Genomic DNA, 24,802 nt, shown 5'->3' with positions numbered 1-24,802 from the left:
GTAAACCCAACGGCAGAGTCTGGGGTCAGACCCTCAGGGTCTGACCCCGGCTTTTTAAGGTCTTGGGTTAAAACAACACCAGGGACAGTCCGCTAAACGACACCATCCGTTTAGCCGCCTGTCCCTCTTTGCATTCCCGGAGTCCACATTGAAAAAGCAACAAACCGCCACCGTCGCCGATATCTTTGCCAGCGCGCTGGACGCCTGTGCGCCGCCATCTGGCAGCACGGTGGGTATCGCCCTCAGCGGTGGCCTCGATTCCGCAGCCCTGCTGCACCTGGCGCATGCGTGGGCGCAGGAGCAGGGGGTGACCCTGCACGCGTTTCACGTGCACCACGGCCTGAGTCCGAATGCGGATGCCTGGCTGGCCCACTGCGAGAAAACGTGCGCCGGCATGGGCATCGCCTTTGAGGCGCGCAAGGTCACGCTGGAAAAGAATGCGAAGACGGGCACGGAAGAGGCGGCCCGCAAGCGCCGTTACGCGGCCCTGGGCGAGCTGTGCGCCACGCATGGCGTGCGCCTGCTGCTGACGGCCCACCACCAGGATGACCAGGCCGAGACGGTGCTGTTGCAATTGCTGCGCGGGTCCGGCACGGCGGGCTTGTCCGGCATGGATGGCGCCAACAGCGCGCCCGAGCTGCTGGGCAACCCGGACCTGGTGATGGCGCGCCCGCTGCTGCCCGTGTCGCGCAGGCAGCTTGAAGCGTACGTGGCGACACACGCGATCGCGCACATCCACGATGAATCGAACGACGATCCCCGCTTTGCCCGCAATGCTCTGCGGCATCAGGTGATGCCCGTGCTGGCGCAGGCCTTTCCCGGTTTCCAGGAACGTTTCGCCCGCAGCGCCCAGCATGCGCAATCGGCGCAGCGCCTGTTGACGGAACTGGCGACGCAGGATTTGCTAAATTGCCTCGATGGCGATTGCATCGAACTGGCGAAGTTGCGCGAGCTGAGCGCGGACCGCTGCTATAACCTGCTACGCCACTGGTTCGGCACGCGCGGCTTGCGCATGCCGTCGACGGCATGGCTGGCGGAAATGCTGGCGCAATTGCTGGAAGCGCGGCCCGATGCACAACTGCTGGTGACGCATCCCGAATGCCATGTGCGGCGCCACCGCGACCGTTTGTATCTGACGCCGAAGCTCGATGATCTGGCGGGCATGCGCGAGCGTGACGACGCGGGCATTCCCGGCCTGGAAAAGGCCGGCCAGCAATTTGTGTGGAAAGGCGAGGCCAGCCTGGCGTTTCCCGCGTATGGCGGCGTGCTGCATTTCGATGCGGTGGAAGCGGGCGGCCAAGGCATCGATATTGCCTGGTTGCAATCTCAAGCCTTGATCATCGATTTCCGCCAGGGCGGCGAGCGCCTGAAACTGGCCCTGAACCGCCCGACTAAAAGTCTGAAATACCATTACCAGGCGTTTGACGTGCCCGCCTGGGAGCGCGAACGCCTGCCCCTTGTCTGTGCGGCGCAACAATTGCTGTATGCAGCCGGTATTGGTCTCGATTGCCATTGCCTGAGTCTGCTGGATCGTCCCTGTGTGACCTTGCGCTGGGTCTCCTGCTGAGCGTGAGGGCAGCGGCCACGGCCACTCTCGGGGTGGCCGGCAAGTGGCTGGCCATGCGCTCCCGACTGCATGGATTGGTTATTTCCATATGCGCAATCGGTATGAGCTAATGCGCTTTTTAGCTTGTTATTTTGCATTGCGGCATGTAGAGTAAAGCCCTCCTTTTTTATTCTTCTTGAGCGGAAACTTCACTCTTATGGCTTTAATCGTCCACAAATATGGCGGTACGTCGATGGGCTCGACTGACCGTATCAAGAATGTCGCCAAGCGCGTTGCCAAGTGGCACGACGCTGGGCATCAAATCGTGGTGGTGCCATCGGCCATGTCGGGCGAAACCAACCGCCTGATTGGACTGGCCAAGGAAATCATGGATCAACCCGATCCCCGTGAACTTGACATGATCGCCTCGACAGGCGAACAAGTGTCCGTCGGCCTATTGTCGATGGCGCTGCTGGCGATCGGCAAACAAGCCGTATCCTATGCTGGCTGGCAAGTCGCGATCAAGACCGATTCCGCCTTTACCAAGGCACGCATCCAGTCGATCGATGACGAAAAAGTCAAACGCGACCTCGATGCAGGCAAGATTGTCATCATTACCGGTTTCCAGGGCGTCGACGAGAACGACAACATCGCGACGCTGGGCCGCGGCGGTTCCGATACCTCGGCCGTGGCGATTGCCGCCGCCATGAAGGCGGCCGAATGCCTGATCTTCACGGACGTCGACGGCGTCTACACGACCGACCCGCGCGTGGTCTCCGAGGCGCGCCGCCTGAAGACCATCACCTTTGAAGAAATGCTGGAACTGGCTTCGCTGGGTTCCAAAGTGCTGCAAACGCGTTCGGTGGAATTTGCCGGCAACTACCGCGTGCCCACGCGCGTGCTGTCGTCGCTGACCGACCCGATGTTGCCGCTGGAAATAGAAGCCAATTCAGGCACCCTGATTTCGTTTGAGGAAGATACAAACATGGAACAAGCAGTCATCTCCGGCATCGCCTTCAACCGCGATGAAGCCAAAATCACCGTGCTCGGCGTGCCCGACCGCCCAGGCGTGGCCTACCACATCCTGGGGCCGGTCGCGGACGCGAATATCGAAGTCGACATGATCATACAGAATCAGTCGGTCGACGGTAAAACGGACTTCACCTTCACCGTCTCGCGCGGCGAATACACGCGCGCGCTGGCCGTGCTGGAAGCGAACCGCGAATCGCTGGGCGCGGCCAGCATCACGGGCGACGCCAAAGTGTCGAAACTGTCCGTCGTCGGCGTGGGCATGCGCAGCCATGTTGGTGTGGCATCGCAAATGTTCCGCACCCTGTCGGAAGAGGGCATCAACATCATGATGATCTCCACTTCTGAAATCAAGATCTCCGTGCTGATCGATGAAAAGTACATGGAACTGGCCGTTCGCGCGCTGCATAAAGCGTTCGAGCTGGAAAAAGCTTAAATATCTAAAAATATTGCCCCACGCCCTTGACCAAAGGGGGGGCAATCGATATTATGACGTTCGTCGCTGCAGCGCAGTTAGTTACAGAGACATAGTTGAGTAATCAGCTAGGAGACGTGGCCGAGTGGCCGAAGGCACATCCCTGCTAAGGATGCATACGGCTTATACCTGTATCGTGGGTTCGAATCCCACCGTCTCCGCCAGAATCAAACAAAAAAGCCTCCCCTGCGGGAGGCTTTTTTGTTTGTCTGGACGGAACGGTGGGATTCGAAGACGGAGCGCCGTGAGGGGCGCGAGGCTATTCGAATCGCCCATCTGTCGCGCGGCGCGCGGCACGTTGGCCGCACAGCGGCCAACGCAGTCCCCTCGCTTCAGGCACTGGCAGCCAGCACATACGCCGCCCTCGCCAGCAAATACGCCGGCCCCTGCCGCACGCATCCATTCTTTCCTCCCCCATCCCTTTGATGGTTGCAAAATCTACAAAGCTGCGCAGAAACGTCATTCTGGCAAAGCATCACCGTCGCTTCGCGCGAAATCGCGGCCGGCAATGGCGATCTGTCGTCGCGTACGGAGGCGCAGGCCAATCAGCTGGTGGTATCGGCGTCGGAATATGCCGTGCAGGGCGGGCAGGTGGCTGGGCGCGTGGTTGATACGATGGGCGCGATCAACGCCAGTTCGCGCAAGATTGTCGATATTGTCGATGTGATCGACGGCATTGCTTTCCAGGCACTTGCCTTGCCGGCGTGTGCGTCCGGCCGCGCCTGACGCGAACTGCCGCCGGTTTGCCTTGCGGCGGGTGACGGTTTTGCAGGCGCGCCTTGCGTGCGGGCCATGCGACGGCGCCGTATGCGCTACAGTGCCCTGCTTGTCAATATTGCAGAGCCCTTGCCTGCGCGCCGTTCACTCATATGGAAACAACATGAATACACAGTATTGCACTGCGATCGTCGCCCTGTGTGCCAGCCTGTCGCCCGCCATGGCGGCACCCACCCCGGCCGCACCACCGTTCCTCGATGTGCTCGTTTATGAGTACGCCAATTGCGTCCGGCCTGCCTATCACCAGGCCGACCTGCTGATGCAGGATGGGGCGGGGCGCTACCGTATCGACGTCAAGGGCGAGGCCTACACGGTCGAACTGCAGGAACGCATGGGCTTTTCGCTGCAGGCGGGGATCGACGGTCCCGTGGCGGCCGTCGTCAAGCTGGACCGGCCACCCAAGGGACAGTTCGATGAGCAGGCGCGCTGGCGCGAACGCTGGCTGCGCGACGTGGCCGAGCGCAGCGGCGTGGCACTGGACGAGCGGGCGCTTGCGGATGGTGCGCGCCTGCTGACCGTCAACAAGGGCGAGATCAAGGGCAATTATGTGGGCCAGTCCCTGCTGATCGATCCGGCACGGCTGTTGTTCATCGACGTGGCCTGGCCGAATACGCTGGGTATCTATCGCGGTGCCGACGGCCTGCGGCAGGTGCGGCAAGTGCAGGATGATGTCTGGCAGCGCCTGCTGTCCTGCCCGCCTGCCGCGTGATGCGACGGCGCTCGCATGCCCCTCGCGCGCTCGCATACATACAAATAATAATGATTCTCATTTATAATAAAGTGCTATGGAGTAGCGATGGGCTGGCGCCAGGGCGCCACGGATGGTGAAGGAGGGCATGATGGGCAATGTGTATGGCAACGAGGACGCGATCGTGCATGAGCATCGCGTACTGATGGGGCAGTATGGCCGCGCGCAGGCCCGTTGCAGTGCGCAGCTGGCCGCGCAGGCGGCGCGCATCGCGCAGCTGGAGTCGGCATTGATGCGCGCGCGGGCGCAAGTCGTGATCCGCGATACGCAGCTGGCGCTGGCGCGCGACGCACTGGCCGAACTGGCGTCCAGCGTGCCGGGCTTGCCGACGCGTGCCAGGCTGGCACGCAAGGTCGAGTGGCTCGGCGAGCGCGTGCAGGACTTGATGCGCGAGTTGCTGCGCATGCAGTGGTTGCCCGTGCCAGGCTTGCAGGCCGACGTGCGCGAAAAAGCCGTGCTGTATGTGGGCAGCTATTTGACTCAGGACGCGGGCCAGGCTGCGGATGGTGTGCACGTGGCGCAGCAGGCCATCGAGCAGGCCGGCGGGCGCTTCCTGCATCACACGGGCGGCGATGATGGCGCCGATGATGCTGCGGCGCTGGAAGCGGGCCTGGTGGCGGCCGACCTGGTGATTTGCCAGACGGGCTGCGTCAGCCACGATGCCTATTGGCGCGTGCATGACCATTGCAGGCGCACGGGCAAGCAGTGCGTGCTGGTGGACCAGCCGCAAGCCATGTATTTCGTGCGCAAAGAAGCGCTGGTCACCTGACTCTCCTGCCGCTTAACGCCGGCTTAATCCGCATGGGCCACAATGTCCATCCATTCGACGTTATAGAGAGTGCCCATGCTGTCCCTGCAAATTGGCCCCCTGGCCCTGCCTACGGGCCTGGTCCTGCTGTTCGTTTCCCTGTGCGTCGCTTACGGCGTGGCGTGGTGGTTGCGGCGGTACCGCCAGTTGCCGGACGCCGGCCCCCTTGTTTCCGACCTGCTGATCGCCGGCCTGCTGGCGGCGCGGCTGGCGTTTGTCTTGCGCTGGCATGAACAGTATTTCAGCGCCCCCTTGGCTGCGCCCTGGTCCATCCTGAATATCCGCGACGGCGGCTTCATGGCGCCAGCCGGCATCGCTGCCGCGCTGGCCATCGCCGCGTGGCGCTGTCGGCGTCCCGCCATGGCGGCCATGCGCCGGCCCCTGGCCATCAGCGCGGCGTCCGGCGCGCTGGCCTGGGGTGTGTTGAGCGCGGGCATGGGGCTGGCATATGACAAGCCGACAGCCTTGCCGGCCGTGGCCCTGCACACAGTCGATGGCGCGCCGACGACCCTGGCGGCGCTGGCCGGCAGCAAGCCCATGGTCGTCAACCTGTGGGCCAGCTGGTGCCCGCCATGCCGGCGCGAAATGCCCGTTCTGGCAGCCGCGCAGCAGGCGCGCGCCGATATCGTCTTCGTGTATGCGAACCAGCGCGAGGATGCGGCGGCCGCCAGCGCTTTCCTGGACAGGAGCGGCGTGACCCTGCGCAATGTGGTGCTCGACAGCGAGGCGGCACTGGGCAAGGCGGCCGGCTCCTCGGCCTTGCCCACCACCCTGTTTTATGACGCGCAGGGACGCCTGGTCGATACCCACCTGGGTGAATTGTCCGATGCCTCACTGGCCAGCAAGCTGCAGAAAATCGCCGCGCCTGCGCCGTAACGCGCACCTCGTCCTGATTCGGCCGCTCATCCGCGAGGATGCGCGGCCTTTTTTACGCCTTGCCGCCGCCTGGTTCTCTCTGATAGTATACCCCCCTATAGTATTTATCGAGATGAAATCATGGGACACACGGCGCATAACAAGACCAAGCTGCTCAATCGCGTGAAGCGCATCCGCGGCCAGGTGGAAGGCCTGGAGCGGGGACTGGAAGAGGGCCGCGACTGCGGCGAAGTATTGCAGCTGATCGCCGCCGTGCGCGGCGCCGTGAATGGCCTGATGGCCGAAGTCATCGAAGAGCACTTGCGCGAGCACGTGGCCAGCCCGGACCTGGCCAGCGACGAGCGTAGCAGGGGCGCCGACGATATCGCCGCCATCCTGCGCACCTACCTCAAATAACCCGTCGGAGAGACCAGCATGAAACTGCAACATATCGAGGAAGACCTGTCCGCCTGGCAGCACGAACACGTCTTTGGCGGCGCCAGCGACAAGGCGGAACGCCGCGCGCGCATCGTCATGTGGATCACCCTGGCCACCATGCTGCTGGAAATCGTCGCCGGCTGGTGGTACAACTCCATGGCCCTGCTGGCCGATGGCTGGCATATGAGTTCGCACGCGCTGGCCATCGGCCTGGCCGCCTTTGCGTATGCGGCGGCGCGCCGTTATGCGCGCGACCCCCGCTTTGCCTTCGGCACGTGGAAGATCGAAGTGCTGGCCGGCTATACCAGCGCCATCCTGCTGCTGGGCGTGGCCGTGCTGATGGTGGCGGCCTCCGTCGAGCGCCTGTTCTCGCCGCAGCCCATCCACTATCCGCAGGCGATGGCGGTGGCGGCCTTCGGCTTGGCTGTCAATCTGGTGTGCGCGCTGATCCTCGGCGGGCACCACGACCACCAGCATCACCATGGTCACGATCACCACGACCACCACGACCATCACGATCACCATGGCCATGGCGAAGACCTGAACATGAAGGCCGCGTACATCCACGTGCTGGCCGACGCCGCCACGTCCGTGCTGGCCATGGTTGCGCTGGGCGGTGCGTGGGCTTACGGCTGGCGCTGGCTCGATCCCGTGATGGGCATCGTCGGTGCCGTGCTGGTTGCGCTGTGGGCGAAAAAGCTGATGCACGAGACGGGCAAGGTCTTGCTGGACCGCGAGATGGATCACCCCGTGGTGGATGAAATTCGCGAGGCCGTGGAAGTGGAAAACGCCGGCGACACGCCGCGCATCGTCGACCTGCACGTCTGGAGAGTCGGCAAGCAGCTGTACTCGTGCGCCTTGTCCGTGGTCAGCCGCGACGCCGGCCTGACGGCGGCCCAGCTGCGCGCGCGCATCGGCATCCACGAGGAAATTGTCCACAGCACTATCGAGATTATTCGCAGAGCTTGACAATGATGGCGAAAAAAGCGCGCTGATACGGGGCGTAGGCACTATACTGTCGGCTTTTACAGCACGCGCTGTTCACCAGACAGAGAAGAAAATGAGCACATTACCACCATGCCCGCAATGCAAATCCGAATTCACGTATGAAGACGGCAGCCAGTTGATCTGCCCTGAATGCGCGCATGAATGGTCGGCCACGGCAGGCGAAGCGGCGGAAGAGGGCGCCAGGGTGTACCGCGATTCGGCCGGCAACATCCTGCAGGATGGCGACACGGTCAGCGTCATCAAGGACTTGAAACTGAAGGGCGGCGGCGGTGTCGTCAAGATGGGCACCAAGGTCAAGAACATCCGTCTGGTCGACAGCGACCACGATATCGACTGCAAGATCGACGGCTTCGGCTCCATGAGCCTGAAGACGGAATTCGTCAAGAAGGTGTAACGCTTTTACCTGTCATACGGCGCGCTGGCTTCATTCCTGCGCGCCGTTTTTTTATTCAGAATCCATGCAAATCGATCATCTCCGCCAGCGCCTGCGGGCGCTGGGCGCCAAGCCCCTGCACGAACAGCGCGTGCTGCGCGACTGGATACAGGGGCAGCCGCACGACCAGGGCCGGCGCCGTGCCGAAGACTTTTTGCCGCTGCCCGTGCGCGCAGCCTTGCCAGCGCTGGACCTCGAATTACAGGGCATGCTGAAGTTGCTCAGTACCCATCCGGGCGCCGACGGTTCCGCGCGCGTGCTGGTGGGGCTGCACGATGGCCAGACGGTGGAAAGCGTGCTGCTGCCGCGCGACGGGCTGTGCGTATCGAGTCAGGTCGGTTGTGCTGTCGGCTGCCAGTTCTGCATGACGGGCCGCGATGGCTTGATACGCCAGGTCACCAGCGGCGAAATCGTGGCGCAGGTGGTGCTGGCGCGTACCATGCGCCCAGTGAAAAAAGTCGTCTTCATGGGCATGGGCGAACCGGCGCATAACCTGAACAATGTGATGGAAGCGATCGAACTGCTGGGCACCGAGGGCAATATCGGCCACAAGAACCTGGTGTTTTCCACGGTGGGCGACCCACGCGCGTTCGAGCGCCTGCCGCTGGGGCGCGTCAAGCCGGCGCTGGCCCTGTCCCTGCATACGACCAAGCCGGACTTGCGCGAACAGCTGCTGCCGCGCGCGCCAAAGCTGTCGCCGCGCGAACTGGTGGACTTCGGCGAATCGTATGCGCGCCTCACCAGCTACCCGGTGCAATATCAATGGACCCTGATGGAAGGCGTGAACGATGGCGGCGATGAGATGGATGGCATCGTGGCGCTCTTGAAGGGCAAGTACGCGGTGCTCAACATGATCCCGTATAACACCATCGATGACTTGCCGTTCAAGCGCCCCAGCTGGGAAAAGGCGAGAGCGATCGCCGCCGCCCTGCACGAGCGGGGCGTGCTGACCAAATTGCGCGATTCGGCCGGGCAGGATGTGGAAGGCGGCTGCGGGCAATTGCGCGCGCGTGAAGCGAAGGGCAAGGTCATTCCCATCCGCGCCAGCGCCGCTTAAACTCCACCGAGCAAATCATTTTCATTCAATATCGCAAACGCGATCTCGGGATGCGCGGCCAGGCAGCGCCGCACGGCGGCCGGAATGGCGGCGCGCGTCTTGCGGCACAGGCCAGGCTGCTCTTGCAGGCGGATCTGGAAGCCGCGCACGGTGCGCACTTCGCCGCTGCCCGGCGCGATCTGCAATTCCACGCCCAGGTTTTTCTTCAGCAGCAGCTGCAGCTTTTGCAGTTGCGCATGCGTGGCGATGCCTTCGATGTGTGCCAGCAGGCGTTTTTCTTCCGTCAGATTCAGGCGCAGGATGGAAATGTCCGCTTGCGGATCGTGCAGCAGCTGCTCGCGCTCGCAGTCGCACAGCTGCGGCGGACACTCCTTGCGGACTTCAAAATCGACGATGCGCATGCTGGTGTTCCAGTGACGTTCCAATGGCGATGCCGGATAAATCAAGTATCGTCCGCTACCTGGTGCGTGTCAATCAGCGCGGGCTGACGATCAGGCGCCAGCGGATAGCACCTTGCTCGCTGCTGTGCTGATGGTGGTTTTGCGGCGGCATGACGTGGCCTTCCGTCGACACGATCTCGTGCGCGCAGCCGTCGCAGCGGTAGATGCCCGAATACGGCACGGCTTCGCCGGGCGAGGTCAGTTCATCAAAACGCGGGTGCATGGAGCGGGCCACGTAGCTGGGGTTTTTGTAGTCGGCCATGGATTCCTCTGGATGTGGGCAATGCAGCCATTCTGGCACACAATCGTGCGCGGCCTTGACCGCGTGTCTTGGCGTGCGCGCCACCCTGTGTTGTAATGTTGCTCAGCTCATTTGAACACGCAAGGCCATGAGAACCCGCATCAAGATCTGCTGCATCGCTTCCATCGACGAAGCGCAACTGGCGATTGCCGCCGGCGCCGACGCGCTGGGCCTGGTGGCCGCCATGCCGTCCGGTCCCGGCCCGATTCCCGACGCGCGCATTGCGCAGATTGCCGCCTGGACGCCGCCGCCCGTGGCCACCTTCCTGCTGACGTCCGAGACGACGGCGCAAGCCATCGCCGAACACGTGCGCGCCACGCAGCCATCCACCGTGCAGATCGTCGGCCATATCGACCCGCGTGAAGTCGAGGAACTGGCGCGCTTGCTGCCGCACGTGCGGCGCGTGCAGGTGATCCACGTGGAAGGGCCGCAGGCTTTGGCGCTGATTCCCGCCTACGCGCCCCATGTGCATGCCTTTTTGCTTGACTCTGGCCGCCATGGCGCTGCCGTGCCGGAATTGGGCGGTACGGGTCGCACGCACGACTGGTCCGTCAGCGCGCGCTTCGTGCGCGCCAGCCCGCGTCCCGTCTTCCTGGCCGGTGGGCTGGACGACACCAACGTGGCCGATGCGCTGCGCCAGGTGCGCCCCTACGGCATCGATCTGTGCTCGCGCGTGCGCACCGATGGCAAGCTCGATGTGATGAAGCTGGCCTTGCTGATGGCGGCCGTGCGTGACGTGGATGCGGCGCTGTATGCGGAAGGCTAATCCACCCTCGTGCATGCGTTCATCTCGCGCACGAACGCTTCCGTAAAGGCGGCCACCATGCCGCTGGCCGCGCGCGGCGAGATCAGGCCGACGACCGAATGCGACTCCTCGTCCGGCAGCATAATGAAACGCACGCCGGGCGGCGCCACCAGGCGCATGCTGTCGGGGACGATGGCGATGCCCATGTTGGCCTCGATCAGGTTCAGCTGCGAGGTCTTGCGGGACAGGGCGCGCGCCGCCTTCGGAAAGAAGCCCTGTGCCAGGCACAGGCCCGCCACCAGGTAGCTGAGGCCACCGCGGTCCTTGTGCGGGATCGAGACGAACGCTTCGTCGCGCAGGGCGGCAATCGTCGTGCGCTGCAGCGCGGCCAGCGGCGAGGCCGACGACACGGCCACCACCAGCTTTTCCGCAAACAGTTCGCGCACGACGATATTGGCGTGCTTGCGCAAGGTAGGCAGGCGCACCAGGCCCAGGTCTGCGCGGCCTTCCTCGATATCGGCTGCCTGGTTTTCCGATGAGCCTTTCGATACGTCCAGCGAAACGCCGGGAAACTGCGCCAGCAGGCGGTTCAGCACCGCGCCGATGGCGGGCGTGAGGGTGACGGAGCTCGAATGCAGCAGGCGGATGATGCCTTGCGCGCCTTGCCCTACATGGCGCGTCTGGCGCACGGTTTCGTCGATGTCTTCGAGGATGCGTTTGGCGCGTTCATAAAATACCTGCCCCGCCGGCGTGAGTTCGATATGGCGCGCGTCACGCGTCAGCAGCAAGGCTTGTACTTCGGTTTCCAGCTCCTTGATCTGCCGGCTCAGGGCTGACTGTGCGATGTACAGCTTTTCCGCTGCGCGCGAGTAGCTGCCTGCATCGACGACTTCGACAAAATAGCGGAACTGTCTGATGGAAATCAATCGTATGCCTTTTCGAGATCGGTGACTGCCTGATTTGATATTAGCCTTGCCCCCGCGTTCAGGCTACAGTGGATTGCTCTGCTGTCACTGCAAAGGAAAGACCATGCTGGAATTGATCGGGGTGCTGGGTTTGCTTGTCAGTATTATCGCAAAACTGATTTTCGTCCAGATCGGCGCGGCGGGAAATGACAAGGAAGATTAATATGCGAGGCTTGCCACGTAGGGGGCTGGCAAGGCTAAAGTCTGCCAGCGGCAAGCTGGCGCGGCCCCGTTCCACTCGGCCAGTTGCAGGCCGGCGCACTTGAGTGCTGCTTCGCGCGCCGTCCACGCCTGTGCCAGCGCTGCCGGGCGCAGGGCGGCGGGGCAGGCGGCCAGTTCCTCGGTAACTTCCGGCCCCAGGTAATCGCGTGCCAGATTCGCCCAGTCGGCAATGTCCTGCACGCGCATCACGTCGATGCCGACAGCGCCATGCAGATGGATGGCGGCCAGCGACATTCCCTCGTCATGGGTCAATGACAAACCTGCTGTGCGGCCGGCCAGCAGCAGGCGGGGAGGAGCGCCCGGGGGCGACTCCAGCGAGATAGCCTCGCTGCTCAACGTCAGCCACTGCGCCGCCGCTTCCCGCACGGCGGCGCGGATGCGCTGGCGCGCTTGGGCGCGGGGCAGGACGGCGGCGATGCCGATCACCAGCACGCCGTCGCCCGACCAGAGCACCGTCGAATCCATCAGCTGCGCAGTGGTGCCGCCGGGCAGCCGGCCCAGTTGCTGCCAGCTGGGATGTGTTCGCCCTTCATCACCAGTGTCAAGGGTCCCAGGCGCGCATTGTCGCCCACCTTGGCGCTGTACAGCACGGAGCTGCGCGGGCCCATGTAGACGCGCTGGCCGATGTCCACGTGGTCGATCTTCATCACGCGGTCTTCGAACAAATGCGTCTGCGGGCAGGTCAGCGCATTCAATTCGCTATAGTCGCCGATGTGCACGCAGTCGAATTCCGTGATGTCCGTGGTATCCATGTAGACGCCGCGGCCGATCTTGCAGCCGAACAGGCGGAAGGCCAGCGGCAGCCATGGCGTGCCGCGCAGGTAGCGCATGAAGTTGGGCACGGCGATGCCTTCATACAGATTAGTCACGCCTTCCGAAATCCACACGAATGGCGTCCACATGGGCGCCGCGTGCTTGCGGTAGCGTCCCAGCAACAGCCACTTGAACAGCACGACCACCAGGAAATTGCCGATGCCGTAGGCGATGCCGGCAATGGCCAGGTCGCCTACCACTTCGCCCCAGCGTCCGGCGCCCGCGATCGGCATCACGTCCAGCACAAGCGTGTAGCCGACGGCGATCACCACCGCGTGCGGCGCGACGATGCGGAAGGCTTCGATCAGGCTACGGCCCAGGCGGCGCAGGATGGACGGCTTGAAGGTCAGGTGTTCCGCAAAACCGCTGACCTGTTCTCGCGCAGGCAGGTGCATCGGGGGAGAGCCCAGCCAGGTATCGCCGCTGTGCATCTGCTCATTGCGCGGCGCATGCGTGTGCACGCCGATCAGCACGTGCTCGGGCAGCACGGTGCCGTCCGGGATATAGCTGCCGTTGCCGACAAAGCTGCGGTGCGAGATCACGGTGGGGCGCATGGTCATCCAGCCGCCGTCGATCTGCTCGTCGCCCAGCATGACGGCGTCGGCGATGAAGGTGTCGTCGCCCAGGGTCAGCATGTCGGGCACCACGCCCAGCGCCGTGGAAATCTCGGCGCCCTTGCCCACCTTGGCGCCCAGCAGGCGGTACCAGTAGGGCGCGTACACGGTGGCGTAAATGCCGTGCAGGACGTTCAGGCTCGATTCCTGGATATGGCTGACCAGCCACTTGGCGCAATAGATATTGCTGTGCACGGGCGAGCTGCCCGGCTTCAAGCGGGGCAGCGCGCCCCAGCGGATGGCGGCCGACAGCAGGGCGGTCAGCACGATTAGCACGGCGCTGGCGGGGAAGGCCAGCAGGAAGTAGCGGGCCAGCTGGGTCGTCACGTCGCGCCCCTGCAGCCACGGCATCATTTCGCGTTCGTCGAACCAGTCGATCAGCACGAAGCTGGGGAACACGGGCATGAAGAACAGCACGGCGATCAAGACCATGCCAAAGCAGAAGAACAGGGTTTCTCCCGTCAGGCGCAGGCGCGAGACGGCGGGGCGCGGCGGCTGGCTGGCCGGGTCGTAGGGGCCAATGTCGCGCGCGGGCGAACCCGTATACACGCGGCCCTCCGGCACGAAGGCGCCATCGGCCAGCGCCGATTGACCCTCCAGGTGGCCGAAGGTGCCCACTTCGGTATTGCCTTCCAGGATGGCGTAGGAACTGATGCAGGCATCGTCGCCGATGCGGATGCGGCCCAGCAGCAAACGGCCTCGTTCCACGCGGGCGTTTTCAAAGTTGACGGCATTGCCCACGCTGACGTTGTCGCCGATGGACAGCAGGTCGGGCGCGCGCAGGGTCATCGAGCCGATGACCACTTCCTTGCCCACTTTCGCGCCCAGCGCGCGCAGCCACCAGCTGTTCAGCGACGAGCCGCTGAGCAGATACGCGGGTGCCGATTCGACCAGGCGGTCGGCCAGCCACCAGCGGTAGTAGGTGATGCCCCACAGCGGATAGCTGCCCGGCTTCAAACGCCCGGCGATCAGCCACTTGCCGGCAATCGCGATGGCAAATTCTGCCAGGGTGGCGAGTAAAAACACGCCGATGGAGGCGGCAATGGCGCGCGGCACGGTATCGCCCGTGTCGCCCGTGAAGAAGTGGTAGGTGAAAAACGGCGCCATCCACTGCGCCATGCGCAGGGTGACGAGGCCCGGCACGGCCGCCGCCTGGGCGGCGCCGCAGATCCAGCGCTTCAGGGTCGATGGCGGCGTCCAATCCGCTTCCGGCGTGGCCAGCGCGGGCACTTCGTTCAGCACGGCGGCGATCTTGCCGATTTGCCGGTTCTGGTAAATGTCGCGCACCGTCATGTGGGCGTAGGCCGGATCGGCGCGCAGGCTTGATGCCAGGCGGGCGGCCAGGAAGGAGTGGCCACCGAGATCGCTGAAGAAGTCAAACTGGCGCCGTATCGGCTGGCCCGGGAAGAGTGTCGCCAGCGCCGCGAACAGGGCCGCTTCGGCCGGCGTTTCCGGCACGTCCGATTCACCCGCTTCGCCAGCCGGTGGCGCGGACAGCGGCATCGCCTTCAGAGCCTTCCTGTCGATTTTTCCCGAGGTCAGGCGCGGCATCATTGGCAGCAGTTCGAAGCGGCCAGGCACCATATACGGCGGCAAATGCAGGTTCAATGCGCTGCGCAGGGTTTTCGCCGTCAGGGCATCGTCGGGCGCATCGTCGCTGGCGACGATGTAGGCTACCAGCTGGTCGATACCGTCATCCTTGCGCAACAATACGGCCACCGTGCCCACGCCCGCCTGCTGCGCCAGAACGGCTTCGATTTCGCCCAGTTCCACGCGGAAGCCGCGAATTTTCACTTGATCGTCGGCGCGGCCCAGGCACAGTACCTGGCCGTCGGCATCGATGCGCGCCAGGTCGCCCGTGCGGTACAGACGCGCGTCATCTTCGCTTGTCGTCCACGGATTGGGCAGGAATTTTTCCACCGTCAGGTCGGGCCGGCCCAGATAACCCTCGGCCAGGCCGGGACCGATGATGCACAATTCCCCCGTTTCGCCGCGTGGCAGCAAGACCAGGGGGCGGTTTTCCCCCGGCTCGGCCACCTGCAGCACCAGCAAGCCATAGTTGGGCAGCGGCGTGCCGATGGTCACGGGTTCGCCGGGCCGCAGGCGCGCCAGGCTGCACGACACGGTCGCTTCGGTGGGGCCATAGGTGTTGAACATCGCGCGGCCCGGGCGCGACCAGCGCTCGACCAGCGATTCCGGGCACATCTCGCCGCCCAGGTTGATCAGGCGCAGGCTGGGCACCTCTTCGGCGAACAGGGCCAGCAAAGTCGGCACCGCGTGCAGTACCGTGACGTGATTGGCTGCCAGCGCGCGCGGCAAGGCTTCCGGGTCGCCCGAGATATCCTTGGGTCCCAGCCACAGGGTGGCGCCCACCAGGTAGGCGATCCAGATTTCCTCGAACGACATATCGAAGGCGACGGAAAAACCCTGGTAGACGGTGTCGGATTGCGTCACTTCCAGCACGGCGTTTTCGCTGCGCAGGAAGTGGCAGATGCTGCGCTGATTGATCAATATGCCCTTGGGTTTGCCTGTGGAGCCGGAGGTGTAGATCACATAGGCCGGGTGTCCGGGCAGGACGGCGCCGCGCGTGGGCAAGTGTTCGCCCGGCGCGGCGGGGGCCAGCAGGCTTTCCGCCGTCCACACGGGGCGCTTGATGCCAGCATCAAACAGGCGCGGCGCGAACTGCGTGCAGCTGACGACGCCAGCGCCATTGGCGTCATCGAGGCATACTTGCAGGCGTTCCACGGGCGTGTCTTCATCGACGGGCAGCCAGGCGGCGCCCGCCTTGGCGATGGCCGCCTGCATCAGCAGCAGAGGGGCGCCGCGCGGCAGCCACAGGCCCACGATGTCGCCGGGCTTGACGCCGGCCGCCACCAGGCGCGACGCCGCCAGGCCCGCCTGGGCATCCAGTTCGGCGTAGCTGATGCGGCGTTCGCCGTCGATCAGGGCGATCTGTCCGGGGCAGCGGCGGGCTGTCGCCTCCAGCAGGTCGGCCAGCACTTCCTCGCGCAGCAGATCCGGTCGCGGCGGGCCGTACAGGATGTCGGCGTGGGTGGAAGGGGTGCCTGGGCTGACTGCGGTGAAATCGTTCATGGATGACGCTTATCTGTAATGCTGTGTGAGGAATCTGGCGGGCTGCGCGCGGTGCGCAGCACAGTTGATACATTACAGCACGCAAGTCATTTCAGCGTTGCAGAAAGGGTAATTTTGCGGGCCTTTGCGAAATTATGTGCTTGTCGGCTCAACTGCCATGATGACGGAACGTAAAACGGGGAAACATGGCGCCGATTTGCGCCACAGTGCGCGCCGCCGGATAGCCGTGCAGGGGGCGGCCAGCCAGCGCCGCGTCAAGGCACCCTTCGGCCCGGAACTGCTGCAGCACGTAGTTGTCGACGCCCTTTGCGGCCAGGGTGGTGGCCAGGGCAAGCAGCTGTGCATCGGGCAGCAGGTCCGGGTGGGCGGTGGTGCGGCATTCGTAAGCCACGCCGCTGGCGAGGATGGCGTCCAGGCAGGCGCGCGCGGGATCGCCGCTGCCGGCCACGCGGGTCACAAGACGATAGTCCGCAAACGGCGCCTTGATATCGAAGCCCACCCAATCGACCAGAGGCAGCACCTCCTGCAGGCGCTGCGGATAGATGCAGGCCGTGTGCAGGCCGATGCCGAAACCCAGCGCCTTGACATCCAGCATGGCGCGTTCCAGGGCCGGGTCCATGCACGCTTCGCCGCCGCTGAAGACGACGGCGTCGACCAGGCCCATGCGACGGCGCAGCCAGGTCAAGACGTCCTGCCAGGGCATGGCGCCATCGGGCGTGCGCGGCTGCAGATGGGGATTGTGGCAATAGCCGCAACGCCAGGGGCAGCCCTGCACGAAGACCACGGCCGCCAGCTTGCCCGGATAGTCGGTGGCGGAAAAGGGCGTCAGGCCGCCCACTTTCAGTTCAGCTGCCATGGCAGGAGGGCTGGCCAACCCGGGCGCTCGCTTGCGTAAAATACTGGCGTTCGTGGAATTCGCCCTGCTTGCCGATGTTGAACGAGGCGACGGGGCGGTGGTAGCCCATCACGCGCGTCCAGATTTCGCAGCGCTGGCGTTCGGTGTCGAGCAGGGTGATGGCGGGGGTGAAGTCGGGACGTGCATTCATGGCGTTTCCTCAAGTGATGGAACAGGGTGGGCTTGCTTGCGCGCGATCAGTTCCGCGTCGCAGGTGGGACAGAATTCGTGTTTGCCGGCCAGGTAGCCGTGTCGCGGGCAAATGGAAAACGTGGGCGTGACCGTGATGTAGGGCAGCGAGAAGCGGCTCAGCGCGCGTTTCACCAGTTCGCGGCAGGCGTTGGCGTCCGACAGTGCTTCCGTCATGTACAGGTGCAGCACTGTGCCGCCTGTGTATTTTCGCTGCAGCGCGTCCTGCAGGGCCAAAGCCTCAAACGGGTCGTCCGTGTGACCCACGGGCAGCTGCGACGAGTTTGTGTAATACGGGTTGTCCGGCGTGCCCGCCTGCAGGATGGCCGGATAGCGCTTGCGGTCTTCGCGGGCGAAGCGGTAGGTGGTGCCCTCGGCCGGTGTCGCTTCCAGGTTGTACATATGGCCCGTCTCTTCCTGGAATGCCACCATGCGGGCGCGCACGTGGTCGAGCAGGCGGATCGCCAGCGCATGGCCTTCCGGCGCCGTGATGTCATAAGTGTCGCCGCTGAAATTGCGGATCATTTCATTGATGCCGTTCACCCCCAGGGTGGAAAAGTGATTGCGCAGGGTGCCCAGGTAGCGCTTCGTGTAGGGGAACAAGCCTTGTTGCATCAGTTGCTCGATGGTGCGGCGCTTGATTTCCAGGCTGATTTTGCCCAGTTCCAGCAGGCGGTCCAGGTCGGCCAGCAGCGCTGTCTCGTCGCCGCGCCACAGGTGGCCCAGGCGCGCGCAGTTGATGGTCACCACGCCCAGGGAACCCGTCTGCTCGGCGGAACCGAACAGGCCATTGCCCCGTTTCAGCAGTTCACGCAAGTCCAGTTGCAATCGGCAGCACATGGAGCGGATCATGTTCGGCTTGAGTTCCGAATTGATGAAATTCTGGAAGTAGGGCAGGCCGTAGCGGGCTGTCATCTCGAACAGGCATTCGGCATTTTCGCTATGCCAGTCGAAATCTTCGGTGATGTTATAGGTGGGGATGGGGAAGGTGAAGACGCGGCCCTTGGCGTCGCCCGCCATCATGATCTCGATGTAGGCGCGGTTGATCATATCCATCTCCGCCTGCAGCTCGCCATAGCTGAAGTCCATCTCCTGGCCGGCGATGACGGGGATCTGCTCGCGCAGGTCGTCCGGGCAGACCCAGTCGAAGGTGAGGTTGGTAAACGGCGTCTGCGTGCCCCAGCGCGATGGCACGTTGAGGTTGAAAATCAGCTCCTGCATGGTCTGGCGCACGTCTTCGTAGCGCAGGCTGTCCTTGCGGATGTAGGGTGCCATGTAGGTGTCGAAGGAGCTGAACGCCTGCGCGCCGGCCCACTCGTTTTGCAGGGTGCCGAGGAAATTGACGATCTGGCCGATGGCGCTCGACATGTGTTTCGGCGGGCCCGATTCGATCTTGCCCGGCACACCATTCAAGCCTTCATGCAGCAGGGTGCGCAGCGACCAGCCGGCGCAATAGCCTGCCAGCATGTCGAGGTCGTGGATGTGCAGCGCCGCTTCGCGGTGCGCCGCGCCCACTTCCGGCGGATACACCTGGTCCAGCCAGTAATTGGCGATGACCTTGCCCGAGACATTGAGGATCAGGCCACCCAGGGAATACCCCTGGTTGGCGTTGGCGTTCACGCGCCAGTCGCGCCGTTCCAGGTATTCATTGATGGACGCGGCGACATCGACCTGGCCGCGTGTGGGGGAAACTGCATTCGTCGTCATGAAACCTCCAATAAACACAACATGCGGTGTTTTTATGAAGGTTATCTACTAAATGTAGTGTAGTCAAAGGCGGCGTGCCAGCGATTCGCGTATCCTTGATCCAGGTGAAAAAACCACCTCAGCCGGTTTTGTTCCAGCGCGTTTCGCGCAGGATCAGCCAGCTCGCGCAAAAGAATGCGGCGCCACAGGCGGCGATGCTGGCGACGGAGGCGGGCAGCACGTGGGCCCAGATTTCCAGCGGCGTATAGGTGCTCCAGCTGGCCACGCGCGCATCGAAGGTGGCGTAGTTCGCCAGCAGCCAGTAGATGGCCAGCAGGCCCGTGCAGATGGCGGCCTGACGCAGCAGCGGCATTTGACGGCGCGCGAACACGGCCAGCAGGAACAGCAGTAGCACGCCCGGATAGGCGCCCAGTACTTCCGGCGACAGCACGGAGAGGGTCCCTGCATCATAGCCATCGGTCGGGCCGGCCCACTGCACTTGCAGCGCGGTGAGGAACAGGGTCAACAGGAAAATCAGCAGCGGTTTGCGGGTCATGGCGGGCACTGAAACAGGAGGAAAGATGGGCATTTTACAGCCAGGTCAAGCAAGTTGAAGGTGCGCCAGCCATGCATGCATTCCTTCACCTGCGTCAACGACTGGGCCGTATCGGCGGGGCTATAGTTTGCACCTTGAGCCGATACAGGACTGTGAACATCATGATGCTTGAATCAACTACCGCCACCCGCGTGGCCGGACCGCTGGAACTGGTCTGCCCCGCCGGCAGCCTGCCTGCCTTGAAAGCGGCCGTCGACAATGGTGCCGATACCGTTTACCTGGGCTTTCGCGACGCCACCAATGCGCGCAATTTCGCCGGCCTCAATTTTGACGAGAAGGCCATCGCCGAGGGCGTGCGCTATGCCCACCAGTACGGACGCAAGGTGCTGCTGGCGCTGAATACTTATCCGCAGCCGCACAACTGGGCCGTGTGGCGCAGCGCCATCGACCGCGCCGCCGCCGCGGGCATCGATGCCATGATCGTCGCCGATCCGGGCCTGATGGCTTACGCGGCCCAGCACCAGCCGCAGCTGCGCCTACATTTGTCTGTGCAGGGCTCGGCCACGAATTATGAAGCCATTAACTTCTATCACGAGCACTTCGGCATCGCCCGCGCCGTGCTGCCGCGCGTGCTGTCGATGGCGCAGGTGGAGCAATTGATCAGCAAGACGGAGGTGGAGATCGAAGTGTTCGGCTTTGGCAGCCTGTGCGTGATGGTCGAAGGGCGCTGCGCGCTGTCGTCGTATGCGACGGGCGAGGCACCGAATACGCACGGCGTGTGCTCACCGGCGAAATCCGTGCGCTGGCTGGAAACGCCGAATGGTCTGGAATCGCGCCTGAACGGCGTGCTGATCGACCGCTATGCGCCCGGTGAGAATGCCAGCTATCCCACCCTGTGCAAGGGGCGTTTCGAAGTCAATGACGAAGAGTATTACGCGATCGAGGAGCCGGCCAGCCTGAACACCCTGGCGCTGCTGCCGCAACTGATCGCCATGGGCGTGCGTGCCGTGAAAATCGAAGGACGCCAGCGCAGTCCCGCCTACGTGGCCCAAGTCACGCGCGTGTGGCGCGAAGCGATCGACGCCTGCCGCGAAGGCAATCCGCGCTACGCCGTCAAGCCGGGCTGGATGGCGGCCATGGACAAGCTGGCCGAGGGCCAGCAGCACACTTTAGGTGCCTACCACCGCTCCTGGAAATAGCAAAACCTACTGCGCGGCCCGGGGCGCGGCCTGCGATGCTCGCTGTGCTCCAGCACAGCTGCGCTTCTCGGCCTCGCCGCAAGCCGCTCGCTACGGTTTTGTCACTTAAAAATACTGGAAAAGGTATGCTAAAACTTTCTTTGGGTCCTTTGCTGTACTACTGGCCGCGCGCCACGGTCTTCGAGTTTTACCAGCAGATCGCCGGCAGCGCCGTCGAGATCGTGTATCTGGGCGAAACCGTCTGCTCGCGCCGGCATGAGCTGCGCCTGGCCGACTGGCTCGATATCGCCGACATGCTGGCCGCTGCCGGCAAGGAAGTGGTGCTGTCGACGCAGGCGCTGATCGAGGCGGGGGCCGAACTGGCGACCCTGCGCCGCATCACCGGCAATGGCCGCTACGGCGTCGAGGCCAACGACATGGGCGCCGTGCACTGCATGGAAAAGGGCGCGTCCTTTGTCGCCGGCCCCCACCTGAACCTGTTCAATGGCCCCAGCCTGCAATTGCTGGCACGCCTCGGCGCGCGGCGCTGGGTGATGCCGCTGGAAATGGGGCAGGCGGCGCTGGCCGAAATGCAGTGCCAGAAACCGGCAGGGCTGGAGACGGAAGTGTTCGCCTATGGCCGCATGCCGCTGGCGTTTTCCGCGCGCTGTTTCACGGCGCGTAACCGTAACCTGCCGAAGGACGATTGCGGCTATAGCTGCCTGGAAGAGCCGGACGGCCTGCTGCTGCGCACGCGTGACGAAGTGTCGTTCCTCGTTCTGAATGGCACGCAGACGCAGTCGGCGCTGGTCTACAACCTGGTGCGCGAACTCGACGCCATGCGCGACATGGGCGTGACGGTGGCGCGCATCAGCCCGCAGGCCATGCATACGGATCAAGTCATCGCCATCTTCGACCGCGCCCGCCGCGGCCAGGTCAGCGGCGTGGGCGCTCAGGCCCAGCTGGCGGCCTGCCAGCCGGCCGGCGCCTGCGACGGCTACTGGCACGGCCAGCCCGGCATGGAACAGCACGCCGCTCATTGAACGCATCGAAAGGAAGCACCATGCAAGATCAACTGGAAAGATTGCCCATCCCGGCCAAGCCCGCGATGAGCAAGCCCGCCATGTCGTACCGGCTGCCCGAGCCGCTGGCCGAATTGCTGTCCAAGCTGCCGCCGTATCCCGCCTCCTGGCTATTCGTGCAAGGCCTGAACCGCCTGCTGGCGCCGCAATTGCCCGACGATGTGCGGCGCAGCCTGGAAGGGCGTAGCCTGCGCCTGCGCTTGCTCGATGCGGGCATCGCCTTCGATTTCGAGTGGCAGGGCACGGTGTTCGTGGCCGAGCGTTATGTGGACGTGCCGGACCTGTGCATCGCCGCCAGCGTGCATGACCTGATGCTGCTGGCGCGGCGCCAGGAAGATCCTGACACCCTGTTCTTCAGCCGCCGCCTGAGCCTGGAAGGCGATACGGAGCTGGGCCTGCTGTTCAAGAATACGCTCGACGCCATCGAGCTGCCGCCGTTCGATTTACAGGCGCTTGGACCGCGCCGCGTGCTGGCGCATCTGCGCGACCGGTGCGCGCGGGAAGGCTGAGCGGAGCAGGCGTTCAGTAGCGGCAGTGGCCGCAGGCGCCGCTGCAGGACGGCAGTTGTTCCTCATCGGAGGACTCGCCCATGAAGCCGGCGTCGTTGACGGCCGCCAGCAGGCGCTCCTGCGTGGCCAGCCGTTCGTCAAATTGCACCGTGGCGCCGTGGCGCGCCAGCGAGACACACACGGTGGCCACGCCCGTGACGGCTTCGAGCGCGACCGTGAGCCTGTCGGCGCAGCCTTCGTGATCCATACCGATAATATTCAAGCGCGCTGTCTGCATGGGTTCCTCTTGTTTTTCAAATAAAAAAACAGCGTAGGCGAGGGGTGCGCATGCCGTCCAGAGCAGCACGCAAGATTTATTTTCTATTTGCGGTTTTATTGATCTGGATTAATTCACTCTCTCCGGGACAGTCTGAAATTTCTGTTGTTTTATACACAGTTTCCTTATTCCAGTCGACAAGCGTGGCGTGCCGCGAGATCCTGTTATTCTGATAAGAACGCTGGAAAGGAGGGGCCATGCGACGCCGTCCCCTGCTCATGCTTGCCGGCCAATCGCGACTTGCCCGAGGAGACGCCGCTGGCGCGCAAGGCACTCTGGTATCGTCCAAATCATCCCTGGTCACGCCCTTGCAGGCGTAGAGGATCCTGTTCTTTCTGTTCTTTCTGTTCTTCCCGATGAATGAAGAGCAAAAGTACAAGTAGTCGATGAAGCGCTGGCCGCGCAAATGCATGCGAGGAAACGGGCTGCAAGAAGGCGAAGCAGCAAGCCGGCAGCAGCTTGCTCTGAGTCAGACGCGCATTGTCTGTCGCAGCGTATCCCACATCGACCAGCTTCATTGCCTTGACGCCGCCCCACGCGTTGTAGCGTCCCAGTCACACCACATTGCCAGATTCATCCACCAGTTCCTGCGGCGTGTCTAGATGGTCGCTCTGGTAAAAACCGTGCTGCGCCGCGTAGTTGCCGGGCCTTCTATAAACCGGCCATCGGTTCCGGTTGCAAGGTGCGCGGCCGTCACCCAAGTTTCATCCAGTCGCGCCAGCGGCACGAATGTCCCCGATTCGCGCAGATAGAGATGTGCTGCCTGCAATTGATCTTCCAATGCATGCTGACGTTGTGCAACTGGCGTCGAATACTCGTCGTCCGGATTGTCCCGAACGACATTTACATGGCTGTAACTCCCTCACTGCAGATCCAGGAAATCATCGTATTGGGCATAATGGTTGAGGCATCTAATGATCTCTTCCTTTGACGCATTTGGCTTTTGTTTATATGCTAAATCGATAACATCTTGAAAATGTTCTCGCATGTAACCAAACTCAAGATTCTTTTTCGTGACCGAATCAGGGACCACCTCATTATCGTCCTCATCGAAATCGGGTACAGGACCTATGTACACCTCCATTCCGGGAATTAAATCCCTCACGTTTTTAGGAACATAAATCATATAGATGGCATCTCGTTCGTTCTTATCTTTTACAAGATCAATCAAGTCCTCGATCTTATAAAATTTGTTTATTAAGAAATTTCTCATCATGGGCATCCTGTAACAGGGTTTAATTTTCCTTCTCGACCAGGGCGACCACCTCCCCATTTTTCCCTACCACCACTACCATCCGGATGATAGATTCCATGGTTATCGGCATGATCGCTTCGATCGACCAAATTTAATCTACCAACATCGTCATTATGCCTCGGACTGCAGGATGGTCTTTATTTGGCCGACTTCATATGAATCGCGGAGATGTGAGGTACGCCCAACTTGTCCAGCTCGGAGATATTGCTTCCGGAATAAATCGCATCAAGGACATTCTGGTCAACATAATAAATGCCACCGTTTTCAGTGGCATAAGGCTTCGCATCCATTAGAACTCTTTCGGCGGCTGACCACAATCGCTGAACGTGCGCAATGAATAATGGTCTATTTTTGATCTTCAAATATGAATCTGGCGACTTCTCCTTGACGGCTTTCAGATAAGATAAAAGATACAACATGAAATCGGCGGTACCCTCTATATTTCCATCATAGCTGCGATACTTTCCTGATTGGATAGCTTCGCTATAAAAATAGGTATCGGCCAACGCCACCTCCAGTTGTGCACCGGTTAAGTATGCATTCAACTCATCGACGAGAATAGTTAAATCATTTCCCGGCGCGGGACGGGTGCGTTCAAAATAAGTGGCTCTGTCCCCGATAAGTAGGGGAATTCCGAGAATTTTCCTGGGGTCCTGCTGTCTGACGGTACATAGCAGACAAACGGGAGTCTTCCATGCAGCCAGCCCAGTGGAAAACCTTCATCGCCCAGTTCACCGCACTGAGCCAGCGTCAACGCCTGGCGAGCATC

The 24,802-nt window shown here is 62.7% G+C and carries 26 protein-coding genes, 1 tRNA gene and 1 pseudogene; 15 read left to right on the top strand and 13 right to left on the bottom strand.

What is annotated here, in order from left to right:
* Window positions 1–148: 148 nt before the first annotated feature.
* From tilS to ACQ4WN_RS15920, 11 genes and pseudogenes are all read left to right on the top strand, one after another.
* A complete protein-coding gene (gene tilS, locus ACQ4WN_RS15970; RefSeq protein ID WP_436552430.1) occupies window positions 149–1,567 on the top strand; it encodes a tRNA lysidine(34) synthetase TilS in 1,419 nt (472 codons plus the stop codon).
* A gap of 196 nt (window positions 1,568–1,763) precedes the next feature.
* Window positions 1,764–3,011: an aspartate kinase gene (locus tag ACQ4WN_RS15965; protein ID WP_096234796.1), complete on the top strand. Its 1,248-nt coding sequence runs from the start codon at window positions 1,764–1,766 to the stop codon at window positions 3,009–3,011.
* Between the two features lie 110 nt (window positions 3,012–3,121).
* A tRNA-Ser gene (locus tag ACQ4WN_RS15960) sits at window positions 3,122–3,214 on the top strand.
* 307 nt (window positions 3,215–3,521) lie between these two features.
* A pseudogene (locus ACQ4WN_RS15955) lies at window positions 3,522–3,755 on the top strand (methyl-accepting chemotaxis protein); the annotation flags it as partial.
* 175 nt (window positions 3,756–3,930) lie between these two features.
* Entirely contained in the window at window positions 3,931–4,536 is a 606-nt protein-coding gene (locus ACQ4WN_RS15950) for a hypothetical protein (RefSeq protein ID WP_436552429.1), read from the top strand.
* Between the two features lie 271 nt (window positions 4,537–4,807).
* The gene (locus ACQ4WN_RS15945) at window positions 4,808–5,344 is read left to right on the top strand and encodes a DUF2325 domain-containing protein (RefSeq protein WP_436552517.1); all 537 of its coding nucleotides are present in this window, start codon (window positions 4,808–4,810) and stop codon (window positions 5,342–5,344) included.
* 75 nt (window positions 5,345–5,419) lie between these two features.
* Window positions 5,420–6,259, top strand: coding sequence for a TlpA family protein disulfide reductase (locus tag ACQ4WN_RS15940; protein ID WP_436552428.1), 840 nt, complete (start codon window positions 5,420–5,422; stop codon window positions 6,257–6,259).
* A 120-nt stretch (window positions 6,260–6,379) separates the two neighbouring features.
* On the top strand, window positions 6,380–6,655 hold the full coding sequence (locus tag ACQ4WN_RS15935; protein ID WP_436552427.1) for a metal/formaldehyde-sensitive transcriptional repressor: 276 nt from the start codon (window positions 6,380–6,382) through the stop codon (window positions 6,653–6,655).
* A gap of 18 nt (window positions 6,656–6,673) precedes the next feature.
* On the top strand, window positions 6,674–7,645 hold the full coding sequence (gene dmeF / locus ACQ4WN_RS15930; RefSeq protein ID WP_436552426.1) for a CDF family Co(II)/Ni(II) efflux transporter DmeF: 972 nt from the start codon (window positions 6,674–6,676) through the stop codon (window positions 7,643–7,645).
* Window positions 7,646–7,736: 91 nt separating this feature from the next.
* Window positions 7,737–8,078 carry a zinc ribbon domain-containing protein YjdM gene (locus tag ACQ4WN_RS15925; protein ID WP_071078124.1) on the top strand — a complete coding sequence of 114 codons (342 nt, stop codon included), beginning with the start codon at window positions 7,737–7,739 and terminating at the stop codon, window positions 8,076–8,078.
* A 64-nt stretch (window positions 8,079–8,142) separates the two neighbouring features.
* Window positions 8,143–9,174: an RNA methyltransferase gene (locus tag ACQ4WN_RS15920; RefSeq protein WP_436552425.1), complete on the top strand. Its 1,032-nt coding sequence runs from the start codon at window positions 8,143–8,145 to the stop codon at window positions 9,172–9,174.
* Here ACQ4WN_RS15920 and ACQ4WN_RS15915 read toward each other — a convergent pair.
* Both ACQ4WN_RS15915 and ACQ4WN_RS15910 read right to left on the bottom strand, forming a co-directional pair.
* Window positions 9,171–9,575, bottom strand: a complete 405-nt coding sequence (locus tag ACQ4WN_RS15915; protein ID WP_436552424.1) for a hypothetical protein — start codon at window positions 9,573–9,575, stop codon at window positions 9,171–9,173. The genes ACQ4WN_RS15920 and ACQ4WN_RS15915 overlap by 4 nt on opposite strands.
* 73 nt (window positions 9,576–9,648) lie before the next feature.
* Complete coding sequence (locus tag ACQ4WN_RS15910) at window positions 9,649–9,876, bottom strand: hypothetical protein (protein WP_070218305.1); 228 nt, start codon at window positions 9,874–9,876, stop codon at window positions 9,649–9,651.
* 127 nt (window positions 9,877–10,003) lie between these two features.
* On the opposite strand from ACQ4WN_RS15910, the gene ACQ4WN_RS15905 reads away from it, so the two are divergent.
* A complete protein-coding gene (locus tag ACQ4WN_RS15905) occupies window positions 10,004–10,681 on the top strand; it encodes a phosphoribosylanthranilate isomerase (RefSeq protein ID WP_436552423.1) in 678 nt (225 codons plus the stop codon).
* Here ACQ4WN_RS15905 and ACQ4WN_RS15900 read toward each other — a convergent pair.
* From ACQ4WN_RS15900 to ACQ4WN_RS15870, 7 genes are all read right to left on the bottom strand, one after another.
* Entirely contained in the window at window positions 10,678–11,586 is a 909-nt protein-coding gene (locus ACQ4WN_RS15900; protein WP_436552422.1) for a LysR family transcriptional regulator, read from the bottom strand. The genes ACQ4WN_RS15905 and ACQ4WN_RS15900 overlap by 4 nt on opposite strands.
* Window positions 11,587–11,784: 198 nt before the next feature.
* Window positions 11,785–12,312, bottom strand: a complete 528-nt coding sequence (locus tag ACQ4WN_RS15895) for a 4'-phosphopantetheinyl transferase family protein (protein WP_436552421.1) — start codon at window positions 12,310–12,312, stop codon at window positions 11,785–11,787.
* A complete protein-coding gene (locus ACQ4WN_RS15890; protein ID WP_436552420.1) occupies window positions 12,312–16,367 on the bottom strand; it encodes a Pls/PosA family non-ribosomal peptide synthetase in 4,056 nt (1,351 codons plus the stop codon). The genes ACQ4WN_RS15895 and ACQ4WN_RS15890 overlap by 1 nt, the downstream gene beginning before the upstream one ends.
* 148 nt (window positions 16,368–16,515) lie before the next feature.
* Window positions 16,516–17,223 (bottom strand): anaerobic ribonucleoside-triphosphate reductase activating protein, encoded by a 708-nt coding sequence (locus ACQ4WN_RS15885; protein WP_436552419.1) that lies wholly within the window; start codon window positions 17,221–17,223, stop codon window positions 16,516–16,518.
* Entirely contained in the window at window positions 17,213–17,413 is a 201-nt protein-coding gene (gene nrdD / locus ACQ4WN_RS15880) for an anaerobic ribonucleoside-triphosphate reductase (protein ID WP_436552418.1), read from the bottom strand. The genes ACQ4WN_RS15885 and nrdD overlap by 11 nt, the downstream gene beginning before the upstream one ends.
* Window positions 17,410–19,158, bottom strand: a complete 1,749-nt coding sequence (locus ACQ4WN_RS15875; RefSeq protein WP_436552417.1) for a ribonucleoside triphosphate reductase — start codon at window positions 19,156–19,158, stop codon at window positions 17,410–17,412. The genes nrdD and ACQ4WN_RS15875 overlap by 4 nt, the downstream gene beginning before the upstream one ends.
* A 118-nt stretch (window positions 19,159–19,276) precedes the next feature.
* Entirely contained in the window at window positions 19,277–19,693 is a 417-nt protein-coding gene (locus ACQ4WN_RS15870) for a hypothetical protein (protein ID WP_436552416.1), read from the bottom strand.
* Between the two features lie 161 nt (window positions 19,694–19,854).
* On the opposite strand from ACQ4WN_RS15870, the gene ubiU reads away from it, so the two are divergent.
* From ubiU to ubiT, 3 genes are all read left to right on the top strand, one after another.
* The gene (gene ubiU / locus ACQ4WN_RS15865) at window positions 19,855–20,892 is read left to right on the top strand and encodes a ubiquinone anaerobic biosynthesis protein UbiU (RefSeq protein WP_436552415.1); all 1,038 of its coding nucleotides are present in this window, start codon (window positions 19,855–19,857) and stop codon (window positions 20,890–20,892) included.
* A gap of 125 nt (window positions 20,893–21,017) precedes the next feature.
* Window positions 21,018–21,914, top strand: a complete 897-nt coding sequence (gene ubiV, locus ACQ4WN_RS15860) for a ubiquinone anaerobic biosynthesis protein UbiV (protein ID WP_436552414.1) — start codon at window positions 21,018–21,020, stop codon at window positions 21,912–21,914.
* 20 nt (window positions 21,915–21,934) lie between these two features.
* On the top strand, window positions 21,935–22,462 hold the full coding sequence (gene ubiT / locus ACQ4WN_RS15855) for a ubiquinone anaerobic biosynthesis accessory factor UbiT (RefSeq protein WP_436552413.1): 528 nt from the start codon (window positions 21,935–21,937) through the stop codon (window positions 22,460–22,462).
* A 13-nt stretch (window positions 22,463–22,475) separates the two neighbouring features.
* Here ubiT and ACQ4WN_RS15850 read toward each other — a convergent pair whose 3' ends face one another.
* The 4 genes from ACQ4WN_RS15850 to ACQ4WN_RS15835 all read right to left on the bottom strand — a co-directional run.
* On the bottom strand, window positions 22,476–22,739 hold the full coding sequence (locus ACQ4WN_RS15850; RefSeq protein ID WP_436552412.1) for a heavy-metal-associated domain-containing protein: 264 nt from the start codon (window positions 22,737–22,739) through the stop codon (window positions 22,476–22,478).
* Between the two features lie 901 nt (window positions 22,740–23,640).
* On the bottom strand, window positions 23,641–23,994 hold the full coding sequence (locus tag ACQ4WN_RS15845) for a DUF7716 domain-containing protein (protein ID WP_436552411.1): 354 nt from the start codon (window positions 23,992–23,994) through the stop codon (window positions 23,641–23,643).
* A gap of 176 nt (window positions 23,995–24,170) precedes the next feature.
* Window positions 24,171–24,539 carry a hypothetical protein gene (locus ACQ4WN_RS15840; protein WP_436552410.1) on the bottom strand — a complete coding sequence of 123 codons (369 nt, stop codon included), beginning with the start codon at window positions 24,537–24,539 and terminating at the stop codon, window positions 24,171–24,173.
* Between the two features lie 56 nt (window positions 24,540–24,595).
* Window positions 24,596–24,802 (bottom strand): hypothetical protein (locus tag ACQ4WN_RS15835; protein WP_436552409.1); only part of this gene is annotated, 207 nt, incomplete at its 5' end.

It is taken from the genome of Janthinobacterium pasteuri (assembly GCF_051380775.1).
In the GTDB taxonomy this organism is placed as follows: Bacteria; Pseudomonadota; Gammaproteobacteria; order Burkholderiales; family Burkholderiaceae_D; genus Janthinobacterium.
This window is presented reverse-complemented; position numbering and strand designations above follow the sequence as displayed.

Coding starts and splice junctions, on each gene's coding strand:
- ACQ4WN_RS15890 (WP_436552420.1), bottom strand. CDS start 16,367: ATGAACGATTTCACCGCAGTCAGCCCAGGCACCCCTTCCACCCACGCC.
- ACQ4WN_RS15850 (WP_436552412.1), bottom strand. CDS start 22,739: ATGCAGACAGCGCGCTTGAATATTATCGGTATGGATCACGAAGGCTGC.
- ACQ4WN_RS15875 (WP_436552417.1), bottom strand. CDS start 19,158: ATGACGACGAATGCAGTTTCCCCCACACGCGGCCAGGTCGATGTCGCC.
- ACQ4WN_RS15940 (WP_436552428.1), top strand. CDS start 5,420: ATGCTGTCCCTGCAAATTGGCCCCCTGGCCCTGCCTACGGGCCTGGTC.
- ACQ4WN_RS15845 (WP_436552411.1), bottom strand. CDS start 23,994: ATGATGAGAAATTTCTTAATAAACAAATTTTATAAGATCGAGGACTTG.
- ACQ4WN_RS15910 (WP_070218305.1), bottom strand. CDS start 9,876: ATGGCCGACTACAAAAACCCCAGCTACGTGGCCCGCTCCATGCACCCG.
- ACQ4WN_RS15905 (WP_436552423.1), top strand. CDS start 10,004: ATGAGAACCCGCATCAAGATCTGCTGCATCGCTTCCATCGACGAAGCG.
- ACQ4WN_RS15895 (WP_436552421.1), bottom strand. CDS start 12,312: ATGGATTCGACGGTGCTCTGGTCGGGCGACGGCGTGCTGGTGATCGGC.
- ACQ4WN_RS15945 (WP_436552517.1), top strand. CDS start 4,808: ATGCGCGCGCGGGCGCAAGTCGTGATCCGCGATACGCAGCTGGCGCTG.
- ACQ4WN_RS15950 (WP_436552429.1), top strand. CDS start 3,931: ATGAATACACAGTATTGCACTGCGATCGTCGCCCTGTGTGCCAGCCTG.
- nrdD (WP_436552418.1), bottom strand. CDS start 17,413: ATGAATGCACGTCCCGACTTCACCCCCGCCATCACCCTGCTCGACACC.
- ubiU (WP_436552415.1), top strand. CDS start 19,855: ATGATGCTTGAATCAACTACCGCCACCCGCGTGGCCGGACCGCTGGAA.
- ACQ4WN_RS15920 (WP_436552425.1), top strand. CDS start 8,143: ATGCAAATCGATCATCTCCGCCAGCGCCTGCGGGCGCTGGGCGCCAAG.
- ACQ4WN_RS15870 (WP_436552416.1), bottom strand. CDS start 19,693: ATGACCCGCAAACCGCTGCTGATTTTCCTGTTGACCCTGTTCCTCACC.
- ubiV (WP_436552414.1), top strand. CDS start 21,018: ATGCTAAAACTTTCTTTGGGTCCTTTGCTGTACTACTGGCCGCGCGCC.
- ACQ4WN_RS15935 (WP_436552427.1), top strand. CDS start 6,380: ATGGGACACACGGCGCATAACAAGACCAAGCTGCTCAATCGCGTGAAG.
- ACQ4WN_RS15885 (WP_436552419.1), bottom strand. CDS start 17,223: ATGGCAGCTGAACTGAAAGTGGGCGGCCTGACGCCCTTTTCCGCCACC.
- ACQ4WN_RS15925 (WP_071078124.1), top strand. CDS start 7,737: ATGAGCACATTACCACCATGCCCGCAATGCAAATCCGAATTCACGTAT.
- dmeF (WP_436552426.1), top strand. CDS start 6,674: ATGAAACTGCAACATATCGAGGAAGACCTGTCCGCCTGGCAGCACGAA.
- ACQ4WN_RS15915 (WP_436552424.1), bottom strand. CDS start 9,575: ATGCGCATCGTCGATTTTGAAGTCCGCAAGGAGTGTCCGCCGCAGCTG.
- ACQ4WN_RS15965 (WP_096234796.1), top strand. CDS start 1,764: ATGGCTTTAATCGTCCACAAATATGGCGGTACGTCGATGGGCTCGACT.
- ubiT (WP_436552413.1), top strand. CDS start 21,935: ATGCAAGATCAACTGGAAAGATTGCCCATCCCGGCCAAGCCCGCGATG.